This is a genomic window from Pseudomonas sp. GW821-FHT01E10 (genome assembly GCF_059422365.1).
The window spans coordinates 90,258-115,645 of the sequence record NZ_JBWKWT010000006.1; the positions used below are offsets into that span (position 1 = coordinate 90,258).

The 25,388-nt window shown below is 61.0% G+C and carries 15 protein-coding genes; 11 read left to right on the forward strand and 4 right to left on the reverse strand.

Features of this window, described 5'->3' with window-relative positions; translation table 11 throughout:
• The 8 genes from treZ to AC07V0_RS13785 all read left to right on the forward strand — a co-directional run bounded on the left by treZ (position 1) and on the right by AC07V0_RS13785 (position 12,836).
• On the forward strand, positions 1–1,797 hold the full coding sequence (treZ, locus tag AC07V0_RS13750; protein WP_495019636.1) for a malto-oligosyltrehalose trehalohydrolase: 1,797 nt from the start codon (positions 1–3) through the stop codon (positions 1,795–1,797).
• On the forward strand, positions 1,794–3,872 hold the full coding sequence (gene malQ / locus AC07V0_RS13755) for a 4-alpha-glucanotransferase (RefSeq protein WP_086946118.1): 2,079 nt from the start codon (positions 1,794–1,796) through the stop codon (positions 3,870–3,872). The genes treZ and malQ overlap by 4 nt, the downstream gene beginning before the upstream one ends.
• Positions 3,869–6,655, forward strand: a complete 2,787-nt coding sequence (locus AC07V0_RS13760) for a malto-oligosyltrehalose synthase (RefSeq protein WP_495019637.1) — start codon at positions 3,869–3,871, stop codon at positions 6,653–6,655. The genes malQ and AC07V0_RS13760 overlap by 4 nt, the downstream gene beginning before the upstream one ends.
• Positions 6,656–6,676: 21 nt before the next feature.
• A complete protein-coding gene (locus AC07V0_RS13765) occupies positions 6,677–7,018 on the forward strand; it encodes a DUF2934 domain-containing protein (protein ID WP_495019638.1) in 342 nt (113 codons plus the stop codon).
• A 93-nt stretch (positions 7,019–7,111) separates the two neighbouring features.
• Positions 7,112–9,268: a glycogen debranching protein GlgX gene (gene glgX, locus AC07V0_RS13770; protein WP_495019639.1), complete on the forward strand. Its 2,157-nt coding sequence runs from the start codon at positions 7,112–7,114 to the stop codon at positions 9,266–9,268.
• 266 nt (positions 9,269–9,534) lie between these two features.
• Positions 9,535–10,293 (forward strand): PIG-L deacetylase family protein, encoded by a 759-nt coding sequence (locus AC07V0_RS13775; protein ID WP_018926126.1) that lies wholly within the window; start codon positions 9,535–9,537, stop codon positions 10,291–10,293.
• Positions 10,294–10,544: 251 nt separating this feature from the next.
• The gene (locus tag AC07V0_RS13780) at positions 10,545–11,345 is read left to right on the forward strand and encodes an endonuclease/exonuclease/phosphatase family protein (RefSeq protein WP_495019640.1); all 801 of its coding nucleotides are present in this window, start codon (positions 10,545–10,547) and stop codon (positions 11,343–11,345) included.
• A 426-nt stretch (positions 11,346–11,771) separates the two neighbouring features.
• Positions 11,772–12,836: an autotransporter domain-containing protein gene (locus tag AC07V0_RS13785; RefSeq protein WP_086946121.1), complete on the forward strand. Its 1,065-nt coding sequence runs from the start codon at positions 11,772–11,774 to the stop codon at positions 12,834–12,836.
• Between the two features lie 109 nt (positions 12,837–12,945).
• Here AC07V0_RS13785 and glgB read toward each other — a convergent pair whose 3' ends face one another.
• The 3 genes from glgB to AC07V0_RS13800 all read right to left on the reverse strand — a co-directional run bounded on the left by glgB (position 12,946) and on the right by AC07V0_RS13800 (position 20,697).
• Positions 12,946–15,177, reverse strand: coding sequence for a 1,4-alpha-glucan branching protein GlgB (gene glgB, locus AC07V0_RS13790; protein ID WP_495019641.1), 2,232 nt, complete (start codon positions 15,175–15,177; stop codon positions 12,946–12,948).
• 2 nt (positions 15,178–15,179) lie between these two features.
• Positions 15,180–18,521 carry a maltose alpha-D-glucosyltransferase gene (treS, locus tag AC07V0_RS13795; protein WP_495019642.1) on the reverse strand — a complete coding sequence of 1,114 codons (3,342 nt, stop codon included), beginning with the start codon at positions 18,519–18,521 and terminating at the stop codon, positions 15,180–15,182.
• A 178-nt stretch (positions 18,522–18,699) separates the two neighbouring features.
• Complete coding sequence (locus tag AC07V0_RS13800) at positions 18,700–20,697, reverse strand: alpha-1,4-glucan--maltose-1-phosphate maltosyltransferase (RefSeq protein WP_064618169.1); 1,998 nt, start codon at positions 20,695–20,697, stop codon at positions 18,700–18,702.
• A 278-nt stretch (positions 20,698–20,975) separates the two neighbouring features.
• Here AC07V0_RS13800 and AC07V0_RS13805 point away from each other — a divergent pair, with 278 nt between their 5' ends.
• From AC07V0_RS13805 to mapR, 3 genes are all read left to right on the forward strand, one after another.
• Positions 20,976–21,209: a DUF3203 family protein gene (locus AC07V0_RS13805; protein ID WP_018926132.1), complete on the forward strand. Its 234-nt coding sequence runs from the start codon at positions 20,976–20,978 to the stop codon at positions 21,207–21,209.
• Positions 21,210–21,404: 195 nt separating this feature from the next.
• On the forward strand, positions 21,405–22,835 hold the full coding sequence (ccoG, locus tag AC07V0_RS13810) for a cytochrome c oxidase accessory protein CcoG (RefSeq protein ID WP_495019643.1): 1,431 nt from the start codon (positions 21,405–21,407) through the stop codon (positions 22,833–22,835).
• Between the two features lie 169 nt (positions 22,836–23,004).
• Positions 23,005–24,414 (forward strand): GntR family transcriptional regulator MpaR, encoded by a 1,410-nt coding sequence (mapR, locus tag AC07V0_RS13815; protein ID WP_018926134.1) that lies wholly within the window; start codon positions 23,005–23,007, stop codon positions 24,412–24,414.
• Between the two features lie 75 nt (positions 24,415–24,489).
• On the opposite strand, the gene AC07V0_RS13820 is transcribed toward mapR, so the two are convergent.
• Positions 24,490–25,236 (reverse strand): SDR family oxidoreductase, encoded by a 747-nt coding sequence (locus AC07V0_RS13820; RefSeq protein WP_018926135.1) that lies wholly within the window; start codon positions 25,234–25,236, stop codon positions 24,490–24,492.
• Positions 25,237–25,388 lie beyond the last annotated feature (152 nt).

Genomic DNA, 25,388 nt, shown 5'->3' on the forward strand with positions numbered 1-25,388 from the left:
ATGCCGTTACGGACTCTTGAAACCTGGCCCCACGGCGCAATCATGCTGGACGCTGAACACACGCGTTTTGCCTTGTGGGCGCCAGATGCGTTTTACGTCAGTCTTGAACTGGAAAACGGACAATCCCTGCCGCTGCTGCCTCAGGCCGACGGCTGGTTTGTGATCAAGACCCGCTGTCCCGCGGGTACCCGCTACCGCTACAACATCGATGGCGAACTGGAGGTGCCGGACCCGGCCTCCCGCGCCCAGGCGGGCGATATCGACAGCCCCAGCGTGGTGGTCGATCCCCTCGCCTATCGCTGGCAACACACTGCCTGGCAAGGTCGGCCATGGAACGAAGCGGTGATCTACGAACTGCATGTTGGTGCGCTCGGCGGTTTCAGCGAGGTCGAGCAGCATCTGGCGCGCTTGGTCGAGTTGGGGATTACCGCCATCGAACTGATGCCGTTGGCGCAGTTTCCCGGCGAGCGCAATTGGGGCTATGACGGGGTTCTGCCTTACGCACCGCAGGCCTCCTACGGTTCGCCCGAACAACTCAAACACCTGATCGATACGGCCCACGGCTATGGCCTGGCGGTGATTCTCGACGTGGTCTACAACCACTTCGGCCCGGACGGCAATTACCTGCATCGCTACGCCAAAGGTTTTTTCCGCGAAGACCAACACACGCCGTGGGGCGCAGCCATCGACTTCCGCCGGCGCGAGGTGCGTGACTTCTTTATCGACAATGCGCTGATGTGGTTGCTGGAATACCGCTTCGACGGCCTGCGCCTGGATGCAGTGCATGCCATCGAAGACCCGGACTTCCTTCAAGAGCTGGCGCAACGGGTTCGCCAACATATCAATCCGGCGCGGCATGTGTGGCTGATGGCGGAAAACGAGCACAACCAGGCCAGCCTGCTGGAGCAAGGTTTCGACGCGCAGTGGAACGACGACGGTCATAACGCCCTGCACGTGTTGCTTACCGGTGAAACCGATGCCTATTACGCCGACTATGCCCAAAACCCCACCGAACAACTGGCCCGTTGCCTGAGCCAGGGCTTCGTGTTTCAAGGCCATATCACCCGCCACGGTACGCCGCGCGGTGAGCCGAGCGGTCACTTGCCGCCGACGGCCTTCGTGCTTTTTTTGCAGAACCACGACCAGATCGGCAACCGCGCCTTTGGTGAGCGCTTGCATCAACTGGCCCGGCCTGAGGCCCTCTGTGCCGCCACCGTGTTACTGCTGTTGTCGCCGATGATTCCGCTGATGTTCATGGGCGATGAGTTCGCCGCCGAGCAACCGTTCCTGTTTTTCACCAGCCACCATGGTGAGCTGGCGGAGTTGGTGCGCGAAGGTCGACGCAATGAATTCGCAGCCTTCAGCGCCTTTGCCGACCCGCACAAACGCGAGCAGATTCCCGACCCGAACGCGATGCAGACTTTCGAAGCGTCGCGGCCGAAGCTGACCACCACCCGGCAACCGGCCATTCATGAGCTGTATCGTCGACTGCTGCAAATCCGCCATCAACACATCATCCCGCACCTGCCCGGTGCCCACGCGCTGGGGGCGCAGGTACTGGCCGAGGGCGCGGTGTCGGCACGCTGGCGGCTGGGCGATGGCAGTCAGTTGCGCATTGACCTGAACCTCAGCGACGCAGCCGTGGTCCACTCCCCACAGGCCGACGCGACACTGCTGTTCGAATACCCGCCGCACTCGGCCGGTCTGTTGGATCAGGGCACCCTTGCCCCGTATTGCGCGCTCGTCAGCCTCACAGCCGCAGCCCCTTTGCTACCCCCGGATGGAGAGCGACCATGAGCGATGCGCAACTGGAAATACTGGCCAGCCGAGCCGGCCTGGCCGTCGACTGGATCGACGCCAACGGCCGTCCACAAAAAGTCACGCCGGCGGTGCTGCGTTCAGTGCTGGCCGGGCTTGGCCATCCCGCCAGCACCGCCCAGGAAATCGACGCCAGCCTGCTGCAACTGCTGGAGGCACAGCAAACCCGGCACCTGCCGCCGCTGCTGACCTGCGACGTTGGTGTCGGTCTTGATCTGGCCCACTACTTTGCACCGCAAACCCCGTGTGAGATCCATCTCGAAGACGGCTCGCGGCTCAACCTCAAGCTCGATGACAACGCTGTTTTGCCCGGTTTGGTGCCGGTGGGTTATCAGCACGTCAGCATCGACGATCAGTCGTTCACCCTGGCGGTGGCGCCCGAGCGCTGCTACAGCGTCGGCGAAGCCGTTGACAGTCAAACCCCGCGCGCCTGGGGCCTGAGCGTGCAATTGTATTCGCTGCGCCGCCCCGGCGATGGCGGTTTCGGCGATACCCAGGCCCTCGAAGATCTGGCCCGGGTGGCCGGCGAACGGGGCGCCGAAGCATTAGCGATCAGCCCGCTGCATGCGATGTTCAGCGGCGACACCCAGCGCTACAGCCCTTACTCGCCGTCCAGCCGTCTGTTTCTCAATAGCCTGTACGCAGCGCCCGGCGCGATTCTCGGTGAGCGTGCCCTGCGCACCGCAATCGACGCCACGGGCCTGGCTGGCGAACTCAAGCATCTGGAAACCTTACAGCTCATCGACTGGCCCACCGCCGCCGAGGCCAAACATCGCTTGCTGGAAGCCTTGTACGAAGGATTCACCCACGGCGCACACCCCTTGCATGCCGACTTCAGCAGCTTCCGTCACGCCGGTGGCGAAGCGCTGGAAAATCATTGCCGCTTCGAAGCGATCCAGGAAGCCCGTGCAAGGCGCGGTGAAAGCCTCGACTGGCGCGAGTGGCCCGAGCAATGGCGTAACCCGCGCAGCGCCGCTCTGGCGCAATTTGCCGAAGAGAACTCGGCCCGCATCGGCTATTACGCATTCTGCCAATGGCTGATTGCGCGCAGCCTGGAGCGCGCACAAACCGCCGCCCGTGGTGCTGGCATGGGCATCGGCCTGATCGCCGACCTGGCGGTGGGCGCTGACGGCGGCGGCAGCCAGGCCTGGAGTCGCCAGGACGAATTACTCGCCTCGCTGACCGTGGGTGCGCCACCCGACATCCTCAACCGCACTGGCCAGGGCTGGGGGATTTCCGCGTTTTCACCCGAAGGTCTGGTGCGTAACGGCTTTCGCGCGTTCATCGAAATGCTGCGGGCCAATTTCGCCCATGCCGGCGGCCTGCGCATCGATCACGTCATGGGCCTGCAACGGCTATGGGTGATCCCTAAAGACGCACCGCCCAGCGACGGAGCGTACCTTTATTATCCGGTGGATGATCTGCTGCGCCTTCTGACCCTCGAATCCCATCGGCATCAGGCCATCGTCCTCGGCGAAGACCTCGGCACCGTGCCTGATGGCCTGCGCGAAAAACTCATCGCGCGCTCGATCCTCGGCATGCGCGTGCTGTTGTTCGAACAGGACAACACACACTTCAAACCGATTCTCGACTGGCCGGACAACGCCCTGGCCACCACCAGCACCCACGACCTGCCGACGCTCAATGGCTGGTGGCATGGCCGCGATATCGACTGGAGCGCACGCCTGGGCCTGGTCGACGCCACGGGTGAAATTGAATGGCGTCAACATCGCGAACGCGAGCGCGAAGGCTTGCGCCGGGTCCTGAGCCAGGACCCACAGAACTTTCGCGAAGAGCACCATGAAACCGATCAGGTGCTCGACGCCGCCATCCGCTTCCTCGGGCATACCCGCGCGCCGCTGGTGTTGCTGCCGCTGGAAGATGCCCTGGGTATCGAACAGCAGGCCAACCTGCCCGGCACCACCGACACCCACCCCAACTGGTCCCGCCGATTGCCCGGCGACAGCGAAAGCCTGCTCGATGATCCGGACGCCGCCCGCCGCCTGGAACTGCTCGCCTGCGCGCGACTTCAGGCGGCCGAGCGTGACCAATGAATCAACCGCTCAGCCAGCCGCTGCGGGCGACCCTGCGGCTGCAATTTCATAAAGGCTTCACCCTGGATCAAGCGGTGCCACTGGTGCCGTATTTTTCCAGCCTGGGCATCAGCCATCTCTATGCCTCACCGCTGCTCGCCGCCCGCGCCGGCTCCATGCACGGCTACGATGTGGTAGACCCGACCACGGTCAACCCTGAACTGGGCGGCGAAGCGGCGTTACGCCGTTTGGTCGCAGCGTTGCGCGAACAGAACATGGGGCTGATCCTCGATATCGTTTCCAACCACATGGCCGTCGGCGGTGGCGACAATCCCTGGTGGCTCGACTTGCTGGAATGGGGACGGCTGAGCCCTTACGGCGAGTTCTTCGACATTCAGTGGCACTCGCCCGACCCGTTGATGGAAGGCCAGTTGCTGCTGCCTTTTCTGGGCAGCGACTACGGCATCGCCTTGCAGGACGGCACCCTGTCCTTGCGTTTCGATGCCCGGCGCGGCGCCTTTCATGTCGAGCACTATGAACACCACTTCCCGATATGCCCCACCGACTACGGCGAACTGCTCAAGGCCAATGACCAATTGAATGCCAAGCAGGCTGAACGGCTCAAATCCCTGGCAGACCGCTTCGACACCTTGAGTTATCAGTCCGACGTGTACAGCCTGGCGATTCCACTGAAAGCCGAGCTGCGGGAACTGGCCAGTGATCCGGCCATTCTGCACGCCATCCAGCACACCCTCGACACTTACGACTCGCTCACTCCCGACGGTTTCCAGCGCCTGCATAACCTGCTGGAGCGCCAGAGTTATCGCCTGGCCAATTGGCGCACCGCGGCGGACGACATCAACTGGCGGCGCTTTTTCGATATCAATGAACTGGGCGGCCTGCGCGTCGAGCGGCCGGCGGTGTTCGAAGCGACCCATGCAAAAATCTTCGAGCTGGTGGCCGAAGGTCTGGTCGACGGACTGCGCATCGACCACATCGACGGCCTCGCCGACCCGCGGGGCTACTGCCGCAAACTGCGACGTCGAGTTGATCGACTGGCACCCGGCCGACACCTGCCGATCTACGTCGAAAAGATCCTCGGCGAAGGCGAAACCCTGCACCGCGACTGGTGCGTCGATGGCAGTACCGGTTACGAATTCATGAACCAGTTGTCGCTGCTGCAACACGACCCCGAAGGCACCCAGACCTTGGGTGAACTCTGGAGCCGGCACAGCGAACGGCCCGCCGATTTCCGCCAGGAAGCACAACTGGCGCGCCAGCAGATTCTCAACGGTTCCCTCGCCGGGGATTTCGAAAGTGTTGCCCATGCCCTGTTGCAAGTGGCCCGGGACGACCTGATGACCCGGGACCTGACCCTCGGCGCGATCCGACGGGCCTTGCAGGAACTGATCGTGCACTTCCCGGTGTACCGCACTTACATCAGCCCGTTGGGTCGTGCGGCCCAGGATGACGTGTTTTTCCAGCAGGCCATGGCCGGTGCCAGGCAAACCCTTGGCGAGGCCGACTGGCCGGTGCTCGATTGCCTGGCCGGCTGGCTCGGTGGCCAACCCTGGTGCAAGCGCCCGGTGGGCCGTCCACGCAAACTGCTCAAGCATGCGTGCGTGCGCTTCCAGCAACTGACCTCACCGACAGCGGCCAAAGCGGTGGAAGACACCGCGCTTTATCGCTCGGCGGTGCTGCTGTCGCGCAACGATGTCGGCTACAACACCGAGCAGTTCAGCGCCCCGGTTGCCGACTTCCATGCCGCCTGCGCCAATCGCCTCGCCGAATTCCCCGACAACCTGCTGGCCACCGCGACCCACGACCACAAACGCGGTGAAGACACCCGCGCGCGGCTGGCGGTGTTAAGCGAGCGCAGCGCCTGGTACGCCGAACAGGTCGAGCACTGGCGAACCCTCGCGGGTGAACTGCGCAGCGACCCCGGCGCGCCCTCGGCGGGCGACGAGCTGATTCTCTATCAAGCAATCCTCGGCAGTTGGCCACTGGAATTGTGTAGCGACGATCAACCTGCGCTCGAGGACTACGCCAAACGCCTCTGGCAGTGGCAACGCAAAGCCCTGCGCGAAGCCAAGTTGCAAAGCAGCTGGAGCGCGTCAAACGAGGCATATGAACAGGCGACCCACGGGTTTCTCGAACGCCTGCTGCTAAGCCCCGAAGGTCAGCCATTGCGCGCGGCCATCGAGGCAGCCGCTCAATGCATTGCCGTCCCGGGTGCACTGAATGGATTGGCGCAAACCTTGCTGCGAATGACCGTGCCGGGGGTGCCGGATCTCTATCAGGGCAACGAGTTCTGGGACTTCTCGCTGGTCGATCCGGATAACCGCCGGCCGGTGGATTACGTCAGCCGTCAGCAGGCCATGCACCTACCGCTGGACCTGCCCGCTCTGTTGGCGAACTGGCGTGACGGGCGCATCAAGCAAACCCTGATCGCCCGGGCGCTGAACCGGCGTGCCGAGCATGCCGAACTGTTTCAAAAAGGCACTTACCAAGCCCTTGAAGTGATTGGCAGCCAGGCTCACCGGGTACTGGCGTTTGCTCGAGAATGGCAGGGAAAACGGGCAATCGTGGCCGTACCGATACGTTGTGCCGGACTGCTGGAAAACAGTGCCGCCCCCCGGATTGACGCGTCGCTGTGGGGCGATACCCGAATCAAATTGCCGTTCACGGCCACCGAAGAAAATCTGAAGGGACTTTTTACCAGCGTCGCAGTCACAAAACACAAGGAGCTGATGGTCGGCGCCGCGCTGGGGGATTTCCCGGTCAATCTCTTTACCCAAACTTGAGTTCAGTTCAGGAGCATTGCGATGAGTACCGACGAAAAACGCATTCGCGAATTTGCCTATCAAATCTGGGAATCCGAAGGAAAACCCGAGGGCCAGGAAACCCGCCATTGGGAGATGGCCTGCAAACTCGCCGAGGCCGAAGCCCTGGCGCCCGGCAAACTAGCCAAAGCGAGCGGCAGCAAAACCGCAAGCAAGCCCGCGGCCGGCAAGCCCGACGGCAAGCTGGTCAATGCCAAGGGCCTCGAAACCAAACCCCGCACCAAGCCCAAAGCCAAACCCGCTGCCGCTTCGGCAGTGATCCCGCCGGGCGAAAAAACCACAGTGAAAAAGCCGCGCACCGCGCGTAAACCACCCGAGGTCTGACGCTTCACTGTCTTGTCCTGATTGACTTCGTGGCGAGCCCGCTCGCCACCGAGAGCGCATTCGCCCTCGAAAAATACCGTTGCAGGAGCAGCTATGACCAGTCCAAAGAAAACCGCGCCCGAACCTCACGAGGCCTCGCGAATCCGTGAAGGCTTGCCCTTCCCGCCAGGCGCGACCTGGGATGGCCTGGGGGTCAATTTCGCGCTGTTTTCGGCTAACGCGACCAAGGTCGAACTGTGCATCTTCGACGATGCCGGTGAAGTGGAACTTGAGCGCATCGAGCTGCCGGAATACACCGACGAGACCTACCACGGCTACTTGCCCGACGCCCATCCGGGGCTGATCTACGGCTATCGCGTGTACGGGCCGTACGACCCGGCCAACGGTCATCGCTTCAACCCGAACAAACTGCTGATCGACCCCTATGCCAAACAGTTGGTCGGCCAATTGAAATGGTCCGAAGCGTTGTTCGGCTTCACCATCGGCCACCCCGACGCCGACCTCAGTTTCGATGAGCGGGACAGCGCGCCCTTCGTGCCCAAGTGCAAAGTGATCGACCCGGCCCACACCTGGGGCCATGACCATCGGGTCAGCGTGCCATGGGACAAGACGATCATTTATGAGACTCACGTACGCGGTTTCAGCATGCTTCACCCCGCCGTTCCCGAGAACCTGCGCGGCACCTTCGCCGGGTTGATGGTCGATGACGTGCTGGAACACATCCGCAAGCTCGGCGTATCGACTGTGGAGTTGCTGCCGATCCATGCCTTCGTCAACGACCAGCATCTGCTGCACAAAGGCATGACCAATTATTGGGGTTACAACAGCATTGCGTTCTTTGCCCCGGACCCGCGCTACCTGGCCAGCGGCAAGATCGCCGAGTTCAAGGAGATGGTCGCGCACCTGCACGACGCCAATCTGGAAGTGATCCTCGACGTGGTCTACAACCACACCGCCGAGGGCAACGAACAAGGCCCGACCCTGTCCATGCGCGGCATCGACAACGCCTCTTACTACCGCTTGAGGCCCGACGACAAACGCTACTACATCAACGATTCCGGCACCGGCAACACCCTGGACCTGAGCCACCCGTGCGTGCTGCAAATGGTCACTGACTCGCTGCGTTACTGGGCCACGGAAATGCACGTGGACGGTTTCCGTTTCGACCTGGCAACCATCCTCGGCCGCTACCATGACGGCTTCGACGAACGGCACAGCTTCCTCGTCGCCTGTCGCCAGGACCCGGTGCTGCGTCAGGTGAAGTTGATTTCCGAATCCTGGGACTGTGGCCCCGGCGGTTATCAGGTCGGGAACTTCCCGCCGGGCTGGGTCGAATGGAACGACAAATTCCGCGACACCGTGCGCGCGTTCTGGAAAGGTGACGACGGCCAGCTCGCCGACTTCGCCAGCCGCATGACCGCCTCCGGTGAGATGTTCAACCAGCGCGGCCGTCGACCGTATGCTTCGCTGAACTTCGTCACCGCCCATGACGGCTTCACCCTCAACGATCTGGTGTCGTACAACGACAAGCACAACGAGGCCAACGACGAGAACAATCAGGACGGCAGCAACAACAACCTGTCGTGGAACCACGGCGTCGAAGGCCCCACCGACGATCCCGAGATCAATGCCCTGCGCCTGCGGCAGATGCGCAACTTCTTCGCCACGCTGCTGCTGTCCCAGGGTACGCCGATGCTGGTGGCCGGCGACGAGTTCGCCCGCACCCAGAAAGGCAACAACAATGCTTATTGCCAAGACAGCGAGATCGGTTGGGTCAATTGGGACATGAGCGAAGACGGCAAGGCGCTGCTCAAGTTCGTCAAACGCCTGATCAAGTTGCGCCTGGCCTATCCGATCCTTCGGCGCGGACGCTTCCTGGTGGGTAATTACAACGAGGACATCGGCGTCAAGGACGTGACCTGGCTGGCCCCGGACGGCAGCGAAATGTCCAATAAGCAATGGGAAGAAGGCCACGGTCGCTGCATGGGCATACTGCTCGATGGCCGCGCCCAGGAAACCGGCATTCGCCGCAAGGGTGCCGACGCAACCCTGCTGCTGGTGGTCAACGCGCACCATGACATCGTCAACTTCCTGCTGCCGGAAGTGCCTGACGGTGGTTTCTGGACTTGCATGATCGATACCAATCAACCGTCGATTCGGGGCCAGGAACGCTTTGAATTTGGTCGCCAATATTCGGTTACTGGCCGTTCGCTGCTGTTGTTTGAACTGCAGCATGAGGAAGAAGAGTGAGAGTGATCACCATAATATCTGTAGCAGCTGCCGAGGGACGGTTTCGGTGACTTTTTGCGAAGCCTGACACAGCCTGGGTTAAAAAAAACGCATCAGACCAAAGGCTGAGGCGACGAATAGCGTTTCATGAGCAATACTCTGAACGCGGCAATCCAGGGTTCGGAGCGCCGCACATTGCTATCTACCCGCCTTCACGGGTCTGCCAGGCTTGCTCCCGTAAGCATTGCGCACGACTGAGGGCCAGACAGAACAAGGACGTAGCGCCTATGAGACCGGTTTCCATCAGCGAAAACAGCTTGCCTGCGCAGATCTGGAACAGCGCCCCACAACTGGACAACATCCCCGTCATCAACACCGAAACACTGGTCCCTGCTGGAGCTCGCGCGGTGGTGATCGCCCCGCATCCCGGCGATGAAGTGGTGACTTGCGGTGGCCTGCTGCAACTGTTGTGCTCCCTTGGTCATCCTCTGCAACTGATCTCGATCACCGACGGCAGCGCCAGCCATCCGGGGTCGCGTCAGTGGTCGGAAAAGCGCCTGAGCGTGTTCCGCCCCCAGGAAAGTGTCGAAGCCTTGCGTCGACTCGGCTTGCCGATGCACAGCCTGAAGTGGATTCGCGGCGGCTTCACCGACAACGCTCTGGCCGAGCGAGAGTCTGAATTGACCCAATTCATCGTCCGCTACCTGCGCCCCGGCGATGTGGTGTTCACCACCTGGCGCGAAGACGGCATCGTCGACCACGACGCTGTCGGCCGTGCCAGCGCCAGGGCTGCCGCCCTGGTAGGGGCGACGCTCAACGAAATACCGGTCTGGGCCTGGCACTGGCCGATGCGCGAGCACGGGCTGATCCCCTGGCATCGCGCGCGCAAGCTACGCCTCGACACCTGGACTGTTGCGCGCAAAAGCCACGCAACCTATGCCTACGCCAGCCAGCTCGACGGCGAACCGGCGATCGGCATCGCCCCGCTGCTGCCACGAGTGATTCTGGAACGCATGCGGTTGCCGTATGAAATTGTGTTTGTCTGATCGGACTCGCTCGTAGCAGCTGCCGAGCCTGCGAGGCTGCGTTCGGCGGCGTAGCCGTCGTAAAACCGGAACTTACGGTGCATCAGGCAAACCGCGTCAGCCGGATTCACGACGGCTACGTCCGAATGCGGCCCACACCGAACGCTGCCTCGCGGTGCTCGACAGCTGCTACGGGTGTGGTGAATGTGTTTGAACTGCTCGCCCACGCATCAGTCGCATACATACAGCAGCCCTGATTCAGAGGAGTGAACGTGACCCACGATGCCGAACGCCAAGCCGTCGAATCAGTGCCATCGAGCACGCCCCCGGCGATTCGCCGACTCAGAGTACTGACGGTCAATACTCACAAGGGTTTCACCGCCCTCAACCGACGTTTCATCCTCCCGGAACTGCGCGAAGCGGTACGCAGTACGTCGGCGGACCTGGTGTTTCTGCAGGAAGTGGTCGGTGAGCATGACCGGCATTCTTCCCGTTACAACGACTGGCCACCGACCTCGCAGTACGAATTCCTGGCCGACAGCATGTGGAGCGATTTCGCTTACGGTCGCAACGCGGTCTACCCCGACGGCCATCACGGCAATGCCCTGCTGTCGAAATACCCGATCCGCGAATTTCGCAACCTCGATGTCTCGATCACCGGCCCCGAGCGGCGCGGCTTGCTGCACTGTGTGCTGGATGTGCCGGGCCATGCCGAAGTGCATGCCATTTGCGTGCACCTGAGCCTGTTGGAAAGCCATCGACAACTCCAGCTGCAGTTGCTCTGCCTGTTACTCGAATCGTTGCCAGAGGACGCCCCGGTCATCATTGCCGGCGACTTCAACGACTGGCAGTTGCAAGGCAATGCCACCCTCGCCCGACGCGACTACCTGCATGAAGCGTTCGAACGCCACCACGGCCGCCCGGCGAAAACGTACCCGGCACGGTTTCCCCTGCTGCGCCTGGACCGCATCTACCTGCGCAATGCCAGCAGTCATGAGCCGCGCATACTCGGCTACAAACCCTGGACGCACCTGTCGGACCATTTGCCGCTGGCAGTGGAGGTACGCCTGTAACACCGTCAAGCGACAGGCGCCAAGAACTGCAGCCTGAAGCAGAAAAAATGACAGTAATCACGTCACGGACTTGCTCATGGATTTTGCACTGTTCATCCGTCACGCAACCGATAGCCCACTACCCAATACGTCTGGATTGCACCTTTCAGGATGATTTTTCGTACAAACAACAACTTAGATCGGCGCCAATAATCAGTCACTTACAGAGTCTGAAATAGCCGTACCACTTATCGGCCATTTTCTTGACGCAGCGTCATCGGTCTTCTTAGCTAGTCCTTACTACCCCCGGAAATCCATCAGGGGCAAGCCTCCAGACACCCGTAAAACGGGCGGGTCGGACCTTGCCTCAATCCATTCGGTCGCCCCTCATTCGGGGTAGGAGAGACGCCACGGCGAGATACGCATGCGATTGCAAGGTAGACCTCCATGAGAACTTCATTCACCCCACAAGAGATAAAATTCACTTTTTGCGTCGTCTCCGGTTCACTCCTGCTGTGCTCATCCATGGAGGTGCGAGCGTCGTCTGCCGAGGACGAAACAACGCCCTGGTACAGCCAGCAACTACCGACAATTACCTTGCCCTTCGGCGTCGCCACATATCCTGACCGTTTACGCGTCAACTCAGACTTACCCAGCTCACGCCTGACGATCGAAGACGCCGCGCCCTTGGCCTGGGATCACGCCTATGGCCCGACGTCGCGGCAGGCACAAACCGATTATCTGACCCAGGGCACGATCCCCGGAGCCAGCGAATTCAAAGGCCCGGCACTCCTGACCGTGCAAAGCAACAGCGGTAGTATCCAGCGGGTCGGACTGATCGGCGGCACCGCTCAATTCCAGGGCAACGACAACGGCCTGCTGACCAGCCGCGCCCTCGCCGACCCCAGCCATGACACGCTCAACCTTCAAGGCCAAAGCCTGGGTGCCTACTGGAGCCTGACCGGGGCGCAAGGCTGGCACGTCGACTTGACGGCCAGCGGCGGCCGGGTCAGCGGTTTTAGCCGCAACGACCAGGGCGTGCGACAAACCACCGAAGGCAGCGCGATGACAGTGTCGGTGGAAGGTGGTTTCCCGATTGGCCTGGGCGACAACTGGGTGGTTGAACCCCAGGCGCAGTTGATCAATCAACGCATCACGCTGGATACGCCATATGCCGGGTCAGGCAACGCCTCGTCCAGCGACCTGACCTCCTGGAGCGGTCGGGTCGGTGCACGCTTGAAAGGCAATTACGATATCAACGGCCTGCCGGTCGAACCCTATGTGCGGACCAATTTGTGGCACACGGTGTACACGGGCAACACAGTGAGCCTGGATCAGGTCGACAAAATCAGCAGCAGTCGCAATTCATCGACAGTAGACGTGGGTCTGGGGTTGGTGGCCAGAGTGACGCCTTCGGTCAGCCTGTATGTCAGCGCCGACTACAGCAGCAATGTGGTTGAAAATGATTTGAACGGGTTGATTGGCAGCCTTGGGGTGCGGATGCGTTGGTAAAAAAAATCAAAAGATCGCAGCCTTCGGCAGCTCCTACGGTTCAACGTTGTCCCGCCCACCTGGGGCGACCCGATCCTGTAGGAGCCGGCGAAGCCGGCGATCTTTTCGATCAACCCTCCGGTCGCAGAATCAACACCGCCAACGGCGGCAAATTCAACACCAGGGAAAGTGCCTGCCCATGGCTCGGTTCTTCCTCGGTGAACACCCCGCCACCGTTACCGTAATTGGACCCGGCATAGGTGTCGGCGTCGCTGTTGATCAACTCGACCCAGCGCCCGGCAAACGGCACGCCGACGCGGTAGGACTGACGCGGCACCGGGGTGAAGTTGGCCACCACCAATACCGGCCTGCCCTCCTTGCTCCAGCGTAGCCAGGCATAAACGCTGTTGATCGCGTCGTCGCCGATCAACCACTGGAAGCCCTGCGGTACATCGTCCTGATCGTGCAGGGCAGGCTCTTCGCGATACAACCGATTCAAGTCGCCGACCAGCTTGCGCACACCCTGGTGTTCCGGATATTGCAGCAAGTACCAGTCCAGCTGCTGATCGTGATTCCACTCCCGCCACTGGCCGAACTCGCAGCCCATGAACAACAGTTTCTTGCCCGGATGGGTCCACATGAAACTCAGGTAAGCCCGCAGGTTGGCAAACTTCTGCCAACGGTCGCCGGGCATTTTGTCGATCAGCGAATGCTTGCCGTGTACCACTTCGTCGTGGGAAATCGGCAGGATGAAACGCTCGGACCAGGCATACACCAGGCCGAAACTCAGTTCGTTGTGATGATGGGCGCGGTACACCGGATCCTGCTGAATGTAATGCAGCGAATCGTGCATCCAGCCCATGTTCCACTTATAGGCAAAACCCAGCCCGCCCTGTTGCGTGCTCTGGCTGACACCCGGCCACGCCGTGGACTCTTCGGCAATCACCAGTGCCCCCGGTGCTTCCAGAGCCACTACGTCGTTGAGATGACGCAGGAAATCGATGGCCTCCAGATTCTCCCGACCGCCGTGACGGTTGGGCACCCACTCGCCAGCCTTGCGCGAGTAATCGCGATACAGCATCGACGCCACTGCGTCGACCCGCAGTCCATCGACATGGAAATGCTTGAGCCAGTGCAGCGCCGACGCCAGCATGTAGCCGTGCACCTCGGTGCGACCCAGGTTGTAGATCAGCGTGTCCCAGTCCTGGTGAAAGCCCTCCATCGGGTTGCCGTATTCGTACAGCGCGGTGCCGTCGAACTGCGCCAGGCCATGGACATCGGTCGGGAAATGCGCCGGCACCCAATCAAGGATCACGCCGATTTCGGCCTGGTGACACGCGTTGACGAAAGCGGCGAACTCATCCGGCGAGCCGTAACGGGCGCTCGGGGCAAACTGCGACAACAATTGATAACCCCAGGAGCCACCGAATGGATGTTCCATGATCGGCATCAGTTCGATGTGGGTGAAACCCAGCTCTTTGACGTACGGAATCAGCCGCTCGGCCAACTCGGGCCAGGTGTACTGACGGGCGACTTCGCCCAGGTCATCCAGCTCGCATTGCCAGGAACCGGCATGCAACTCATAGATCGACAGCGGTGCACTGGTTCGCTGACGCTCGCCCCGCGACTGCATCCAGTCCTGGTCCTGCCAGTCGACTTGCAGCGGCGAAGCGACTTTCGATGCGGTGTCTGGCGGCAGCGCTGTGGCCAGGGCCACCGGGTCGGCCTTGAGCGGCAGAATGCCGTGGGCGCCGAGGATTTCGTATTTGTAGGCCTCCCCCGCTTGCAGGCGCGGGATGAACAACTCCCAGACCCCAGTGGGATGGCGCAGGCGCATCGGATGCCGACGACCGTCCCAGACGTTAAAATCGCCGACCACCGAGACCCTTCTGGCGTTCGGCGCCCACACGGCGAAGCGCACACCCTCCACGCCATCGACTGTCTTCAGTTGCGCACCGAGGCAACTGCTCAGATCCCGGTGATTGCCCTCGGCGAACAGGTACAAGTCCATCTCGCCGAGTAACGGGCCAAAGCTGTAAGGGTCTTCGGCGAGTTGCTCACCGCCGGCCCAACGGGTTCGCAGCAGATAAGGCTGTGCCCGCTCGAAGTGCCCGACGAACAACCCCGGCGTCTGGGTCGCCTCAAGGCTGCCGAGTTCTTCTCCGGAGGCCTTGTCCACCACTTGCACACTCAAGGCATCCGGCAGATACGCCCGAATGAATTGCCCGCCAGCGCCATCGCCGTGCGGGCCGAGAATTGCAAAGGGATCCTGATGTTCGGCGCGTACCAATGCGTCGATGTCCCGCGCCCTGGGCAGCAGCGCCTCTTTAACGTGCCCCTGTTCCTTGTTCGAGAAACTCATGACTACTCTCCACCAAGATCGGAAAAGGGTTTAAGCCCACTCAATAATCCATATAAACCGTGCAACGGCACCGGTAGCCAAGTGGGGCGGTTTTCAGCCTCATAGGCCACTTCGTAAGCCGCCTTCTCCAGACCGAACAACGCCAGCGCAGCATCCTCGCCTTCAGGATCTTGCCATGCATGAGCAAGACTAGCTGCCGCCAGCCGATAAGCGTCGACAAATGATTGTCGCGCCTCTCTTAAATAACGCTCGGCAACCCTTTGACGCGCTGCCTGAGCATCCGCCGTGTTATCGACGTTGTGCACGTTGATCGCCATCGCCGCGGCATAATCGAAGGAGCGCAACACGCCGCTGACGTCTTTATAGGGGCTGTGTTTGCCACGGCGCTCATGCAGCGGCCGCGCGGGTTCACCCTCAAAATCGATCAGATAAGCATCACCCTTGATCACCAGCACTTGCCCCAGGTGCAAGTCACCATGGACGCGGATACGCAAGCCGCCAGTGGCCTTTTTGCCCAACTCCTGGATATGTCCGAGGATGGCTTTCTTGTTGTCCAGCAAGCGGCTGACCAATGTCTGGTCCGCCGCGCTCAGTTCGGTTTGATGTTGCTTGAGCAGCTTCAGTGCATGCTCCAGCTGCGCCGCCACGTCCTTGGCCGAGGCCAGGGCATCTTTCTGACTCATGATGTGTGGGGCAAAGTCCGGGTTGGCGCTCGGGGTCGCCAGTACCTGATGCATCTCCCCCAGGCGCTGGCCGAGCATGCCGGCAAAATCCTTCAGCTCGCCGAGGGCGTTGTAGTGCTGCTCCTGCTCGGACACGGCATCGGCGAGTTCGTCGCGAAGCGCCCGTTCGAGGTTGTTCTGGGTCCATTCCCACGCGTCGCCCTGATTGCTCAAGTAACCTTGGGCGATCATCAACAGCGTGTCCTCGCCCGCCGCATCGCGACGAATCACCGCTCCCAACAGCGGCGAAATATTTTTGAAACCGGCATGGGTCAGGTACGCGCTCATTTCCAGTTCCGGGTGCACCCCTGACGCGACCTTGCGAATTAGCTTCAGCACCAGGCTGGCGCCGATCACCACCGAACTGTTGGATTGCTCGGCAGACAGGTAACGCACCTGCGACTCGGCACTCAGCCCCAGTTTGGCCAATTCATCAGTAGGCTCGAAACGGATCTCGCCACCGTCCGAGGGCAACACCGTACTGGCCTGCATGCCCTGCAACACTGCATGAACAAAGCTGTCGAGGCTGAAGGCGTCGGTGATCAGGCCGACCTGGCGACCGCGACGGACCCTGGCCAGCGCCAATTGCTGCGGCAACGCGGCGCCGACCTGTTCCTCGGAAATAAAGCCGAATGGCAATTGATAGCGGCTGGTCTGGCCAGCGCTGGTGACGTCGATTTCACTCAACAGCACCGGATGCTGCGGGTCGCCGAAGCGCACGCCGTAAGCGAGGTTGACGCTGTCGATGGTGCCGTCCTTGCCGGCGAACCAGCGGCGATTCTGCAACCAGCTCGGCAAAATGCCCTGCTCCAGTGACTGCCGAGACGGCGCTTCGAGCAGCTCTTCCATGCGCTGCTTCAGCACCAGCGTGGTGAAGTCCGGCAGGCTTTGCGCCGGCTCCACGTGCCAGCTCGGCATCTGGTTCTCCGCCGCCAGGCCGAACCAGTAGAAGCCGTAAGGCGCCAGCGTCAGCAGGAAATTCAACTGGCCGATCGGCGGGAACGCATTGCCGCCGAGCATCTCCACCGGGACCATGCCGACATAAGCCGACAGATCCAGCTCCGCCGCTTGCGCGCTGCGGGACACGTTGGCCACGCACAGAATAATCTCGTGCTTGCCGTCCGCGCCGGTGAATTCACGGGTGTAAGCCAGGATCCGGCGATTGCTCGGCGACAGCATCTTCAGCGTGCCGCGACCGAAGGCCTTGGACTGCTTGCGTATCGCGAGCATGCGCCGGGTCCAGTTCAACAATGAATGAGGGTCGCCGGCCTGGGTTTCGACGTTGACCGACAGATAGCCATACTGCGGGTCCATGATCGGCGGCAACACCAGACTGGCCGGGTCGGCGCGGGAGAAGCCGCCGTTACGGTCGATCGACCACTGCATCGGCGTGCGCACACCGTCGCGGTCGCCGAGGTAGATGTTGTCACCCATGCCGATTTCATCGCCGTAATACAGGGTCGGCGTGCCGGGCATCGACAGCAACAGACTGTTGAGCAACTCCACGCGACGACGATCGCGTTCCATCAACGGCGCCAGACGCCGGCGAATCCCCAGGTTGATCCGCGCCCGACGGTCGGCCGCGTAGTAATTCCACAGGTAATCGCGCTCCTTGTCGGTGACCATTTCCAGGGTCAATTCATCGTGGTTGCGCAGGAAAATCGCCCACTGGCAGTTGGCAGGGATTTCCGGAGTCTGGCGCAGAATGTCGGTAATCGGGAAACGATCTTCCTGGGCCAGCGCCATGTACATGCGCGGCATCAGCGGGAAGTGAAACGCCATGTGGCATTCGTCGCCGTTCTGGCCTTTGGCGTCGGTGTTACCAAAATACAGCTGAGTGTCTTCCGGCCACTGATTAGCCTCGGCCAGCAGCATGCGATCGGGGTAATTGGCGTCGATCTCGGCGCGGATCTGCTTGAGGACGTCGTGGGTCTCGGGGAGGTTTTCGTTGTTGGTGCCGTCGCGCTCGATCAGGTACGGGATCGCGTCCAGCCGCAGGCCGTCGATGCCCATGTCGAGCCAGTAGCGCATCACCGACAGCACCGCTTTCATCACTTGCGGGTTGTCGAAATTCAGGTCCGGCTGGTGGGAATAGAAGCGGTGCCAGAAGTACTGACCGGCCACCGGGTCCCAGGTCCAGTTGGACTTCTCGGTGTCGAGAAAGATGATGCGGGTGCCGTCGTATTTCTGATCGTTATCGGACCAGACATAGAAGTCGCGGGCCGCCGAGCCGGGCTTGGCCTTGCGCGCGCGCTGGAACCACGGGTGCTGGTCCGAGGTGTGGTTGATGACCAGTTCAGTGATCACCCGCAGGCCGCGTTCGTGGGCCTCGGCAATGAAACGCTTGGCATCGGCCAGGGTGCCGTAGTCGGGGTGCACGCCACGGTACTCGGCGATGTCGTAGCCATCGTCGCGTCGTGGCGAGGGGTAGAACGGCAACAGCCAGATGGTGTTGACGCCCAAATCGGCAATGTAATCGAGCTTGGCGATAAGGCCGGGAAAGTCGCCGATCCCGTCATTGTTGGAGTCGAAAAAGGACTTAACGTGAACCTGGTAGATCACCGCATCCTTGTACCAGAGCGGGTCTTTGATGAAGGTGGCTGACCTGGGTTTCTTCGCCATTTGTAACTCCTGTTTAATTCGAATAAAACCGCCGGACCTGTGGCGAGGGAGCTTGCTCCCGCTCGGCTGCGAAGCAGTCGTAAAACCTGCAAATGAGGTGTGACTGACATATTGTCTGGGGCCGCTGCGCGACCCAGCGGGAGCAAGCTCCCTCGCCACAAAAGCCCCCTCGCCACAGTCAAGAAGCGGTAATCCGCCAAATCCCGAACGGCAGATGCCACGGTTCGATCCGCATGAACTGGTACTTGCCGTGCCAGGTCCAGCGGTGACCGTTCATCAAGTCTTCGCCTTGGGTGCTGGCATCGTCGGGCAGGCCCATTTCCCACAGCGGCAATTCAAAATTCGCTTCCTGGGCGTTATTCGGATCGAGGCTGACGGCCACCAGAATGAAATTGCTGCCATCCTCACTGCGCTTGCCGAAATACAGAATGTTGTCGTTCCAGGCGTTGTAGACCTTCAGGCCCAGATGCGTGTGCAGCGCCGGGTTCTGCCGGCGGATGCGGTTGAGCTGGGCGATTTCGGCAATGATGTTGCCCGGCGCGTTGAAGTCCCGCGGGCGGATCTCGTACTTCTCGGAATTGAGGTACTCCTCCTTGCCCGGCACCGGCGCCGCTTCACACAGCTCGAAGCCCGAATACATGCCCCATAACCCGGAACCCATGGTCGCAAGCGCCGCGCGAATCAGAAAACCCGGGCGCCCGGAGTCATGCAGGAATGCCGGGTTGATGTCCGGCGTATTGACGAAAAAATTCGGCCGGTAGCATTCACGCCATGGCGACTCGTTGAGTTCGGTGAAATAGGTCGCCAGTTCGGTCTTGGTGTTGCGCCAGGTGAAATAGGTGTAGCTCTGGGAGTAACCGACCTTACCCAGGCGCGCCATCATCGCCGGCGTGGTAAAGGCTTCCGCCAGAAAAATCACCTCGGGGTACAGCGCCCGCACATCGGCGATCAACCACTGCCAGAACGGCAACGGTTTGGTGTGGGGGTTATCAACGCGAAACAGCTTCACGCCCTCTTCGACCCAGCCCACCACGATGTCCCGCAATTCAACCCACAGGCTGGGAATCGCATCCACGGCATAGAAATCGACGTTGACGATGTCCTGATATTTCTTCGGCGGGTTCTCGGCGTATTTGATCGTGCCGTCCGGGCGCCAGTTGAACCAGCCCGGATGCTCTTTGAGCCAAGGGTGATCCTGGGAACACTGAATCGCAAAGTCGAGGGCCACTTCCAGCCCATGTTCGGCGGCCGCCGCGACGAGCCGGCGAAAGTCTTCGCGGCTGCCCAGTTCCGAGTGAATCGCCTCATGCCCGCCTTCTTCGCTGCCGATGGCGTAAGGACTGCCCGGGTCGTCGGGGCCGGCGGTCAACGAGTTGTTCGGGCCTTTGCGATAGCTGCGGCCGATCGGGTGGATCGGCGTGAAGTACAGCACGTCGAAGCCCATGTCCTGAATCATCGCCAGCCGCGTATGCACGTCATTAAAGGTGCCATGACGGGCCGGATCATCCGTGATCGAGCGTGGGAACAATTCATACCAACTGGCGAACTGCGCCAACTCCCGCTCCACGTCCACCGGAAATTCAGGACTCAGGCTCACGAAGGGACGATGATCGGCCTGGGCCATCAAGTCCGCGCTGCGTTGGTGCAGAAACAAGGCAACCTGCTCGGTTTCGAGCAGACCGGACAACTCATGGTGCAACGCCGCCAGCTGCTCGCTGAGGAGGCCTTCACTGCGTTCCGCTGCCTGCTTGACGTGCAGGCGCCCTTCCTGCAATTCCAGGCTGACCGACATGCAGGCCCCGTGCTTCTTTTTCAGCTCATAACAAAAACTGGCGTACTGATCGATCCAGGCTTCGATACAGAACGCATAGCGGCCCTGCTTCTTGACACGGAACTGGCCCTGCCAGCCGTTATTGCCCAACTCGGCCATCACCTCGCTCTGCCAGGTGTCGTCGCCTTCGGCACGCCAACGGATGCGCACGGCCAGTTTGTCATGACCGTCGGCAAACACTTTGCTGGTCACCACCACGTCCTGATCGACCACGGCTTTAACGGCAAATTGCCCGCCGTCGAGGGTCGGCATGGTGTTTTCGATCACGATACGCGGCAGCAGCAACGCCTGGGACAGCGGTATATGCGGGTTGTAGCTCAGTTCTGTGGGTTTTTCAGCGGTCATCGAGCATCTCTCCTTACGCCCCAAGGACGCTCTTGTGCCTGGTCATCACTCACACGAAGCGATCTGCCCCGAGATGAACTCAAGGGTATGAACACACATAAGTTCCGAGCCACAGGCGCCGGCAAAGTTCAGAGGGATTTGCCAGGTCCTTCGAGGAATCAATCCCCCGGGCACGGGTCAACCAACTTAAGCACGACTCACGCCATCTATCGGTTGCACAGAACAATCACCGGCAAATGCGCCCTAACACTTAACGAATCCGCAAAAAGGCCTCCTCCATGACCGTGCGCATCGACAACCAGACCTGCTTCTTCATCACCGAAAACGGCGAAGAAATTCGCCTTTGCCCTGATATCACCATAATCACTGACGAGGAAAAATCCATGTCGGCAGTAGAACTCGACGGCCAGCGCTTCTACATCACCGAAGCAGAAGCCGACGCATTGACCGTAGCAGGCGCCGTGGACGGTCGCCGGCATTTGAAGGCCACGAACAGTGATTCGGTGATTTGACTGACCGGCATCAACACAACCCACCAGCGCCTGACATAGGTACTTGCAGCCCGCCCTTGCGGGTGCATCAAGTTGTCGCAGGCGGGTGTGGGCAGCCCATCTGATCCGCTTTTTTTTGCGTTAGCTGAGTCTGTTATGCAAACAGATCGCTGGTCATAGTGCTCAGGCCTGATGGAGGCTGATGAGCGAAAGACCATGAGCGATAGAATCCCCGTCCGAACCGTTGAACCTGCCTCGTTTATAAAAAACAATGAGCCTTCGCGTCCAAAGATGAAGGCCAAGTCCAGTGACAACCTGATCCACACCCGCAGCTTCACCGGCCTGTTCCGCACCCTGCGCATGAGCGGCGCGGGGTTTCTGTTTCTACTGTTCTTCGGCACGGTGTGGCTGAACTGGGGCGGCCGCCAGGCGGTGCTCTGGGATCTGTCCGAAAGCAAATTCCACATCTTCGGCGCGACCTTCTGGCCGCAGGACTTCATCCTGCTGTCGGCGCTGCTGATCATCGCCGCCTTCGGTCTGTTTGCGATCACCGTGTTCGCAGGCCGGGTCTGGTGCGGTTACACCTGCCCGCAGAGCTCCTGGACCTGGATCTTCATGTGGTGCGAGAAGATCACCGAAGGCGAGCGCAACCAGCGGATCAAGCTGCAAGCCGCGCCCTGGGGCCTGAACAAACTGCTCCGTCGCTCGGCCAAACACACCTTGTGGCTGGCGATCAGCCTGCTCACCGGCCTGACCTTTGTCGGCTACTTCACACCGATCCGGCCCCTGGCCGAAGAGCTGCTGACTTTGCAAATCGGCGGTGTCAGCCTGTTCTGGGTGCTGTTTTTCACCGGTGCCACTTACATCAACGCCGGCTGGCTACGTGAAGCCGTGTGCATGCACATGTGTCCATACGCACGGTTCCAGAGCGTGATGTTCGACAAGGACACCCTGACCATTTCCTACGACGTGGCTCGCGGCGAAAACCGTGGCCCGCGCAAACGTGAAGTGAAACCCGCCGAGGTCGGACTGGGCGATTGCGTCGACTGTCAGGTGTGCGTCCAGGTTTGCCCGACCGGCATCGACATCCGCGATGGCTTGCAGATGGAATGCATCGGTTGCGCCGCGTGCATCGACGCCTGCGATTCGATCATGGACAAAATGGGCTACGCCCGAGGACTGATCAGCTACACCTCGGAGCATCAATTGCAGGGTGGCAAGACCCACCTGCTGCGCCCGCGCCTGATCGGTTACACCGCGGTGCTGCTGGTGATGATCGGCGCCTTCGCTCTGGCCTTGGTGGAGCGGCCGATGGTGTCGCTGGACGTGAGCAAGGACCGTGGCCTGTTCCGCGAGAACAGCGAAGGCCAGATCGAAAACATCTACAGCCTGAAGGTCATCAACAAGACCCAGCAACGTCAGGAGTACCGTCTGACACTGGTCGACGACGACGGCTTCCAGTTGCAAGGCAAGACCGAACTGAGCCTGGCCCCCGGTGAAATCGTCGATGTACCGGTGTCGGTGGCGATGACCACGGAACGGCCGAGCAGCAGCTCGCAGACGATCAGTTTCAAGATTGTCGACAGCGATGAGCCGGGTATCTATAGCGTGGCCAAGAGCCGCTTTGTTGCACCGATGAACCGCTGAGCCTTTAAGATGCAATCCTTTGTCGGATGCGGTCCCCTGTGGCGAGGGAGCTTGCTCCCGCTGGGGTGCGAAGCGCCCCTGAAAATCTACGACTGCTACGCTGCCGAGCGGGAGCAAGCTCCCTCGCCACAACAGCGCACCCACTGAATAACTTAAAACCGGGCACTCGATGAAACGCTACGAAAAATTCGCCGACGACATCGCTGAACTGATCCGCTCCGGCGTTCTTGGCCCCGGCCATCGGGTGCCGTCGGTACGCTACGCCAGCCAGACCTACGGCGTCAGCCCGTCCACGGTGTTCCAGGCATATTACCTGCTCGAACGTCGCGGCCTGATCCGCGCGCGACCGCGTTCCGGCTACTTCGTCAATGCGCATGCACCAAGCCCGTTCTCGGAGCCGGTGATCAGCAGCCAGGTCAACGAGTCCACCGAAGTCGACGTCAGCGAACTGGTGTTCTCAGTGCTGGACTCGATCAAGGACCCCACCACCGTGCCCTTCGGCTCGGCCTTCCCCAGCCCCACGCTGTTCCCGCTGCAGCGTTTGTCCCGCTCGCTGGCCAGTGCTTCCCGGGAGATGGACCCGCGCATGGTGGTCACCGACATGTCGCCGGGCAACCCGCAACTGCGTCGGCAAATCGCCCTGCGCTACATGGTCGGCGGGCTGATGCTGCCGATGGAAGAACTGCTGATCACCAACGGTGCGCTGGAAGCGCTGAACCTGTGCCTGCAAGCCGTCACCGAGCCTGGCGATCTGGTGGCCATCGAAGCCCCGGCGTTTTACGCCAGCCTGCAAGTGCTGGAACGGCTGAAGCTCAAAGCCGTGGAAATCCCCGTCCACCCGCGAGACGGCATCGACCTCGGCGTACTCGCCCAGACCCTGGAACGGCACCCGATCAAGGCCTGTTGGTGCATGACCAGTTTCCAGAACCCCATGGGCGCGACCATGCCCGAGGCGAAGAAACAGGAACTGGTGGAGTTGTTGCGCAGCCATCAGGTGCCGCTGATCGAGGATGACGTCTACGCCGAGCTCTATTACGGCCAACAGGCGCCGAAACCGGCCAAGGCGTTCGACACCGAAGGGCTGGTGATGCATTGCGGTTCGTTCGCCAAGAGCCTGGCCCCCGGCTACCGCATCGGCTGGGTCGCCGCCGGGCGCTATGCGCAGAAAATCGAACGGCTGAAACTCATGACCTCGCTGTGCGCTTCAATGCCCGCCCAGGCCGCCATCGCCGATTACCTGCAACACGGCGGCTACGACCGGCACCTGCGCAAACTGCGTTACGCCCTGGAAGAACAGCAAAGTGCCATGCTCGCCGCCATCGCCCGCTACTTCCCGGCCCAGACCCGCGTCAGCCAACCGGCCGGCGGTTACTTCCTGTGGCTGGAACTGCCACCGCAGATGGATTCGTTGAAGTTGTTTCAGATGGCATTGGCGCAGGGGATCAGCATTGCACCGGGGCCGATTTTTTCACCGACCCAGCGGTTCAGGAATTGTATTCGGTTGAATTATGGCAGCCCGTGGACCGAGGATTCGGAGAAGGCGATGGAGACGTTGGGGCGGATTGTCAGGTCCTTTTAACAGTAAAAGATCGCGGCGCCCACAGGCGCGTGGGAGCGGCCGAAGGCTGCGATCTTTTGATCTTGCTTCTGATCTTTACCGCCCACCACCAAGATCGACGAAAGTCCCGGTCGCATACGACGCCTTATCCGACAACAACCACACAATCGCCTCCGCCACTTCATCCGGCCGCCCACCGCGGGCCATCGGAATCGCCGACTCAAGTTTGCTGACCCGGTCCGGATCGCCGCTCAATGCATGGAAATCGGTGTAGATGTAACCCGGACGCACCGCATTGACGCGAATCCCCTCGCCCGCCACTTCCTTGGACAGGCCGATGGTGAAGGTGTCCAGCGCCCCCTTGGACGCGGCGTAATCCACGTACTCGTTGGGTGAACCCAAACGCGAGGCGACCGAGGAGACGTTGACGATGCTGCCGCCCTGCCCGCCGTGTTTGGGCGACATGCGCAAAATCGCGTGTTTGGCGCAGAGGATCGGCGCCAGGACGTTGGTCTTGAGGATTTTCAGAATGCGGAATTCCGACATTTCGTCGATCCGCGACTTTTGCCCGACGGTGCCGGCGTTGTTCACCAGCGCGGTGACCCGACCCAGTTCGGTGTCCACCCGATGAAACAGAGCGATCACTTCGTCTTCGATGCTGACGTCGGCACGCACGGCGATGGCTTGGGCACCGCGTGCGCGGACTTGCTCCAGCACACTGAGCGCCGCCTGTTCGTCGGACTGATAATTGATGCAGATCCGATAACCTTGTTCGGCGGCCAACAGGGCCGTGGCGGCGCCGATTCCACGGCTGCCGCCGGTGATGACGATAACTTTGTCCATGCTGGCTTTCCCCCGTTCCTAGCGTAAGCAGTCGGGGCCAAGAATAACCGCCATTGCGCGGTTTTGCATGGGCCTGCATCAACCCTGTGATGACAAACCTGTGGCGAGGGAGCTTGCTCCCGTTCGGCTGCGAAGCAGTCGTAAATTCAGGC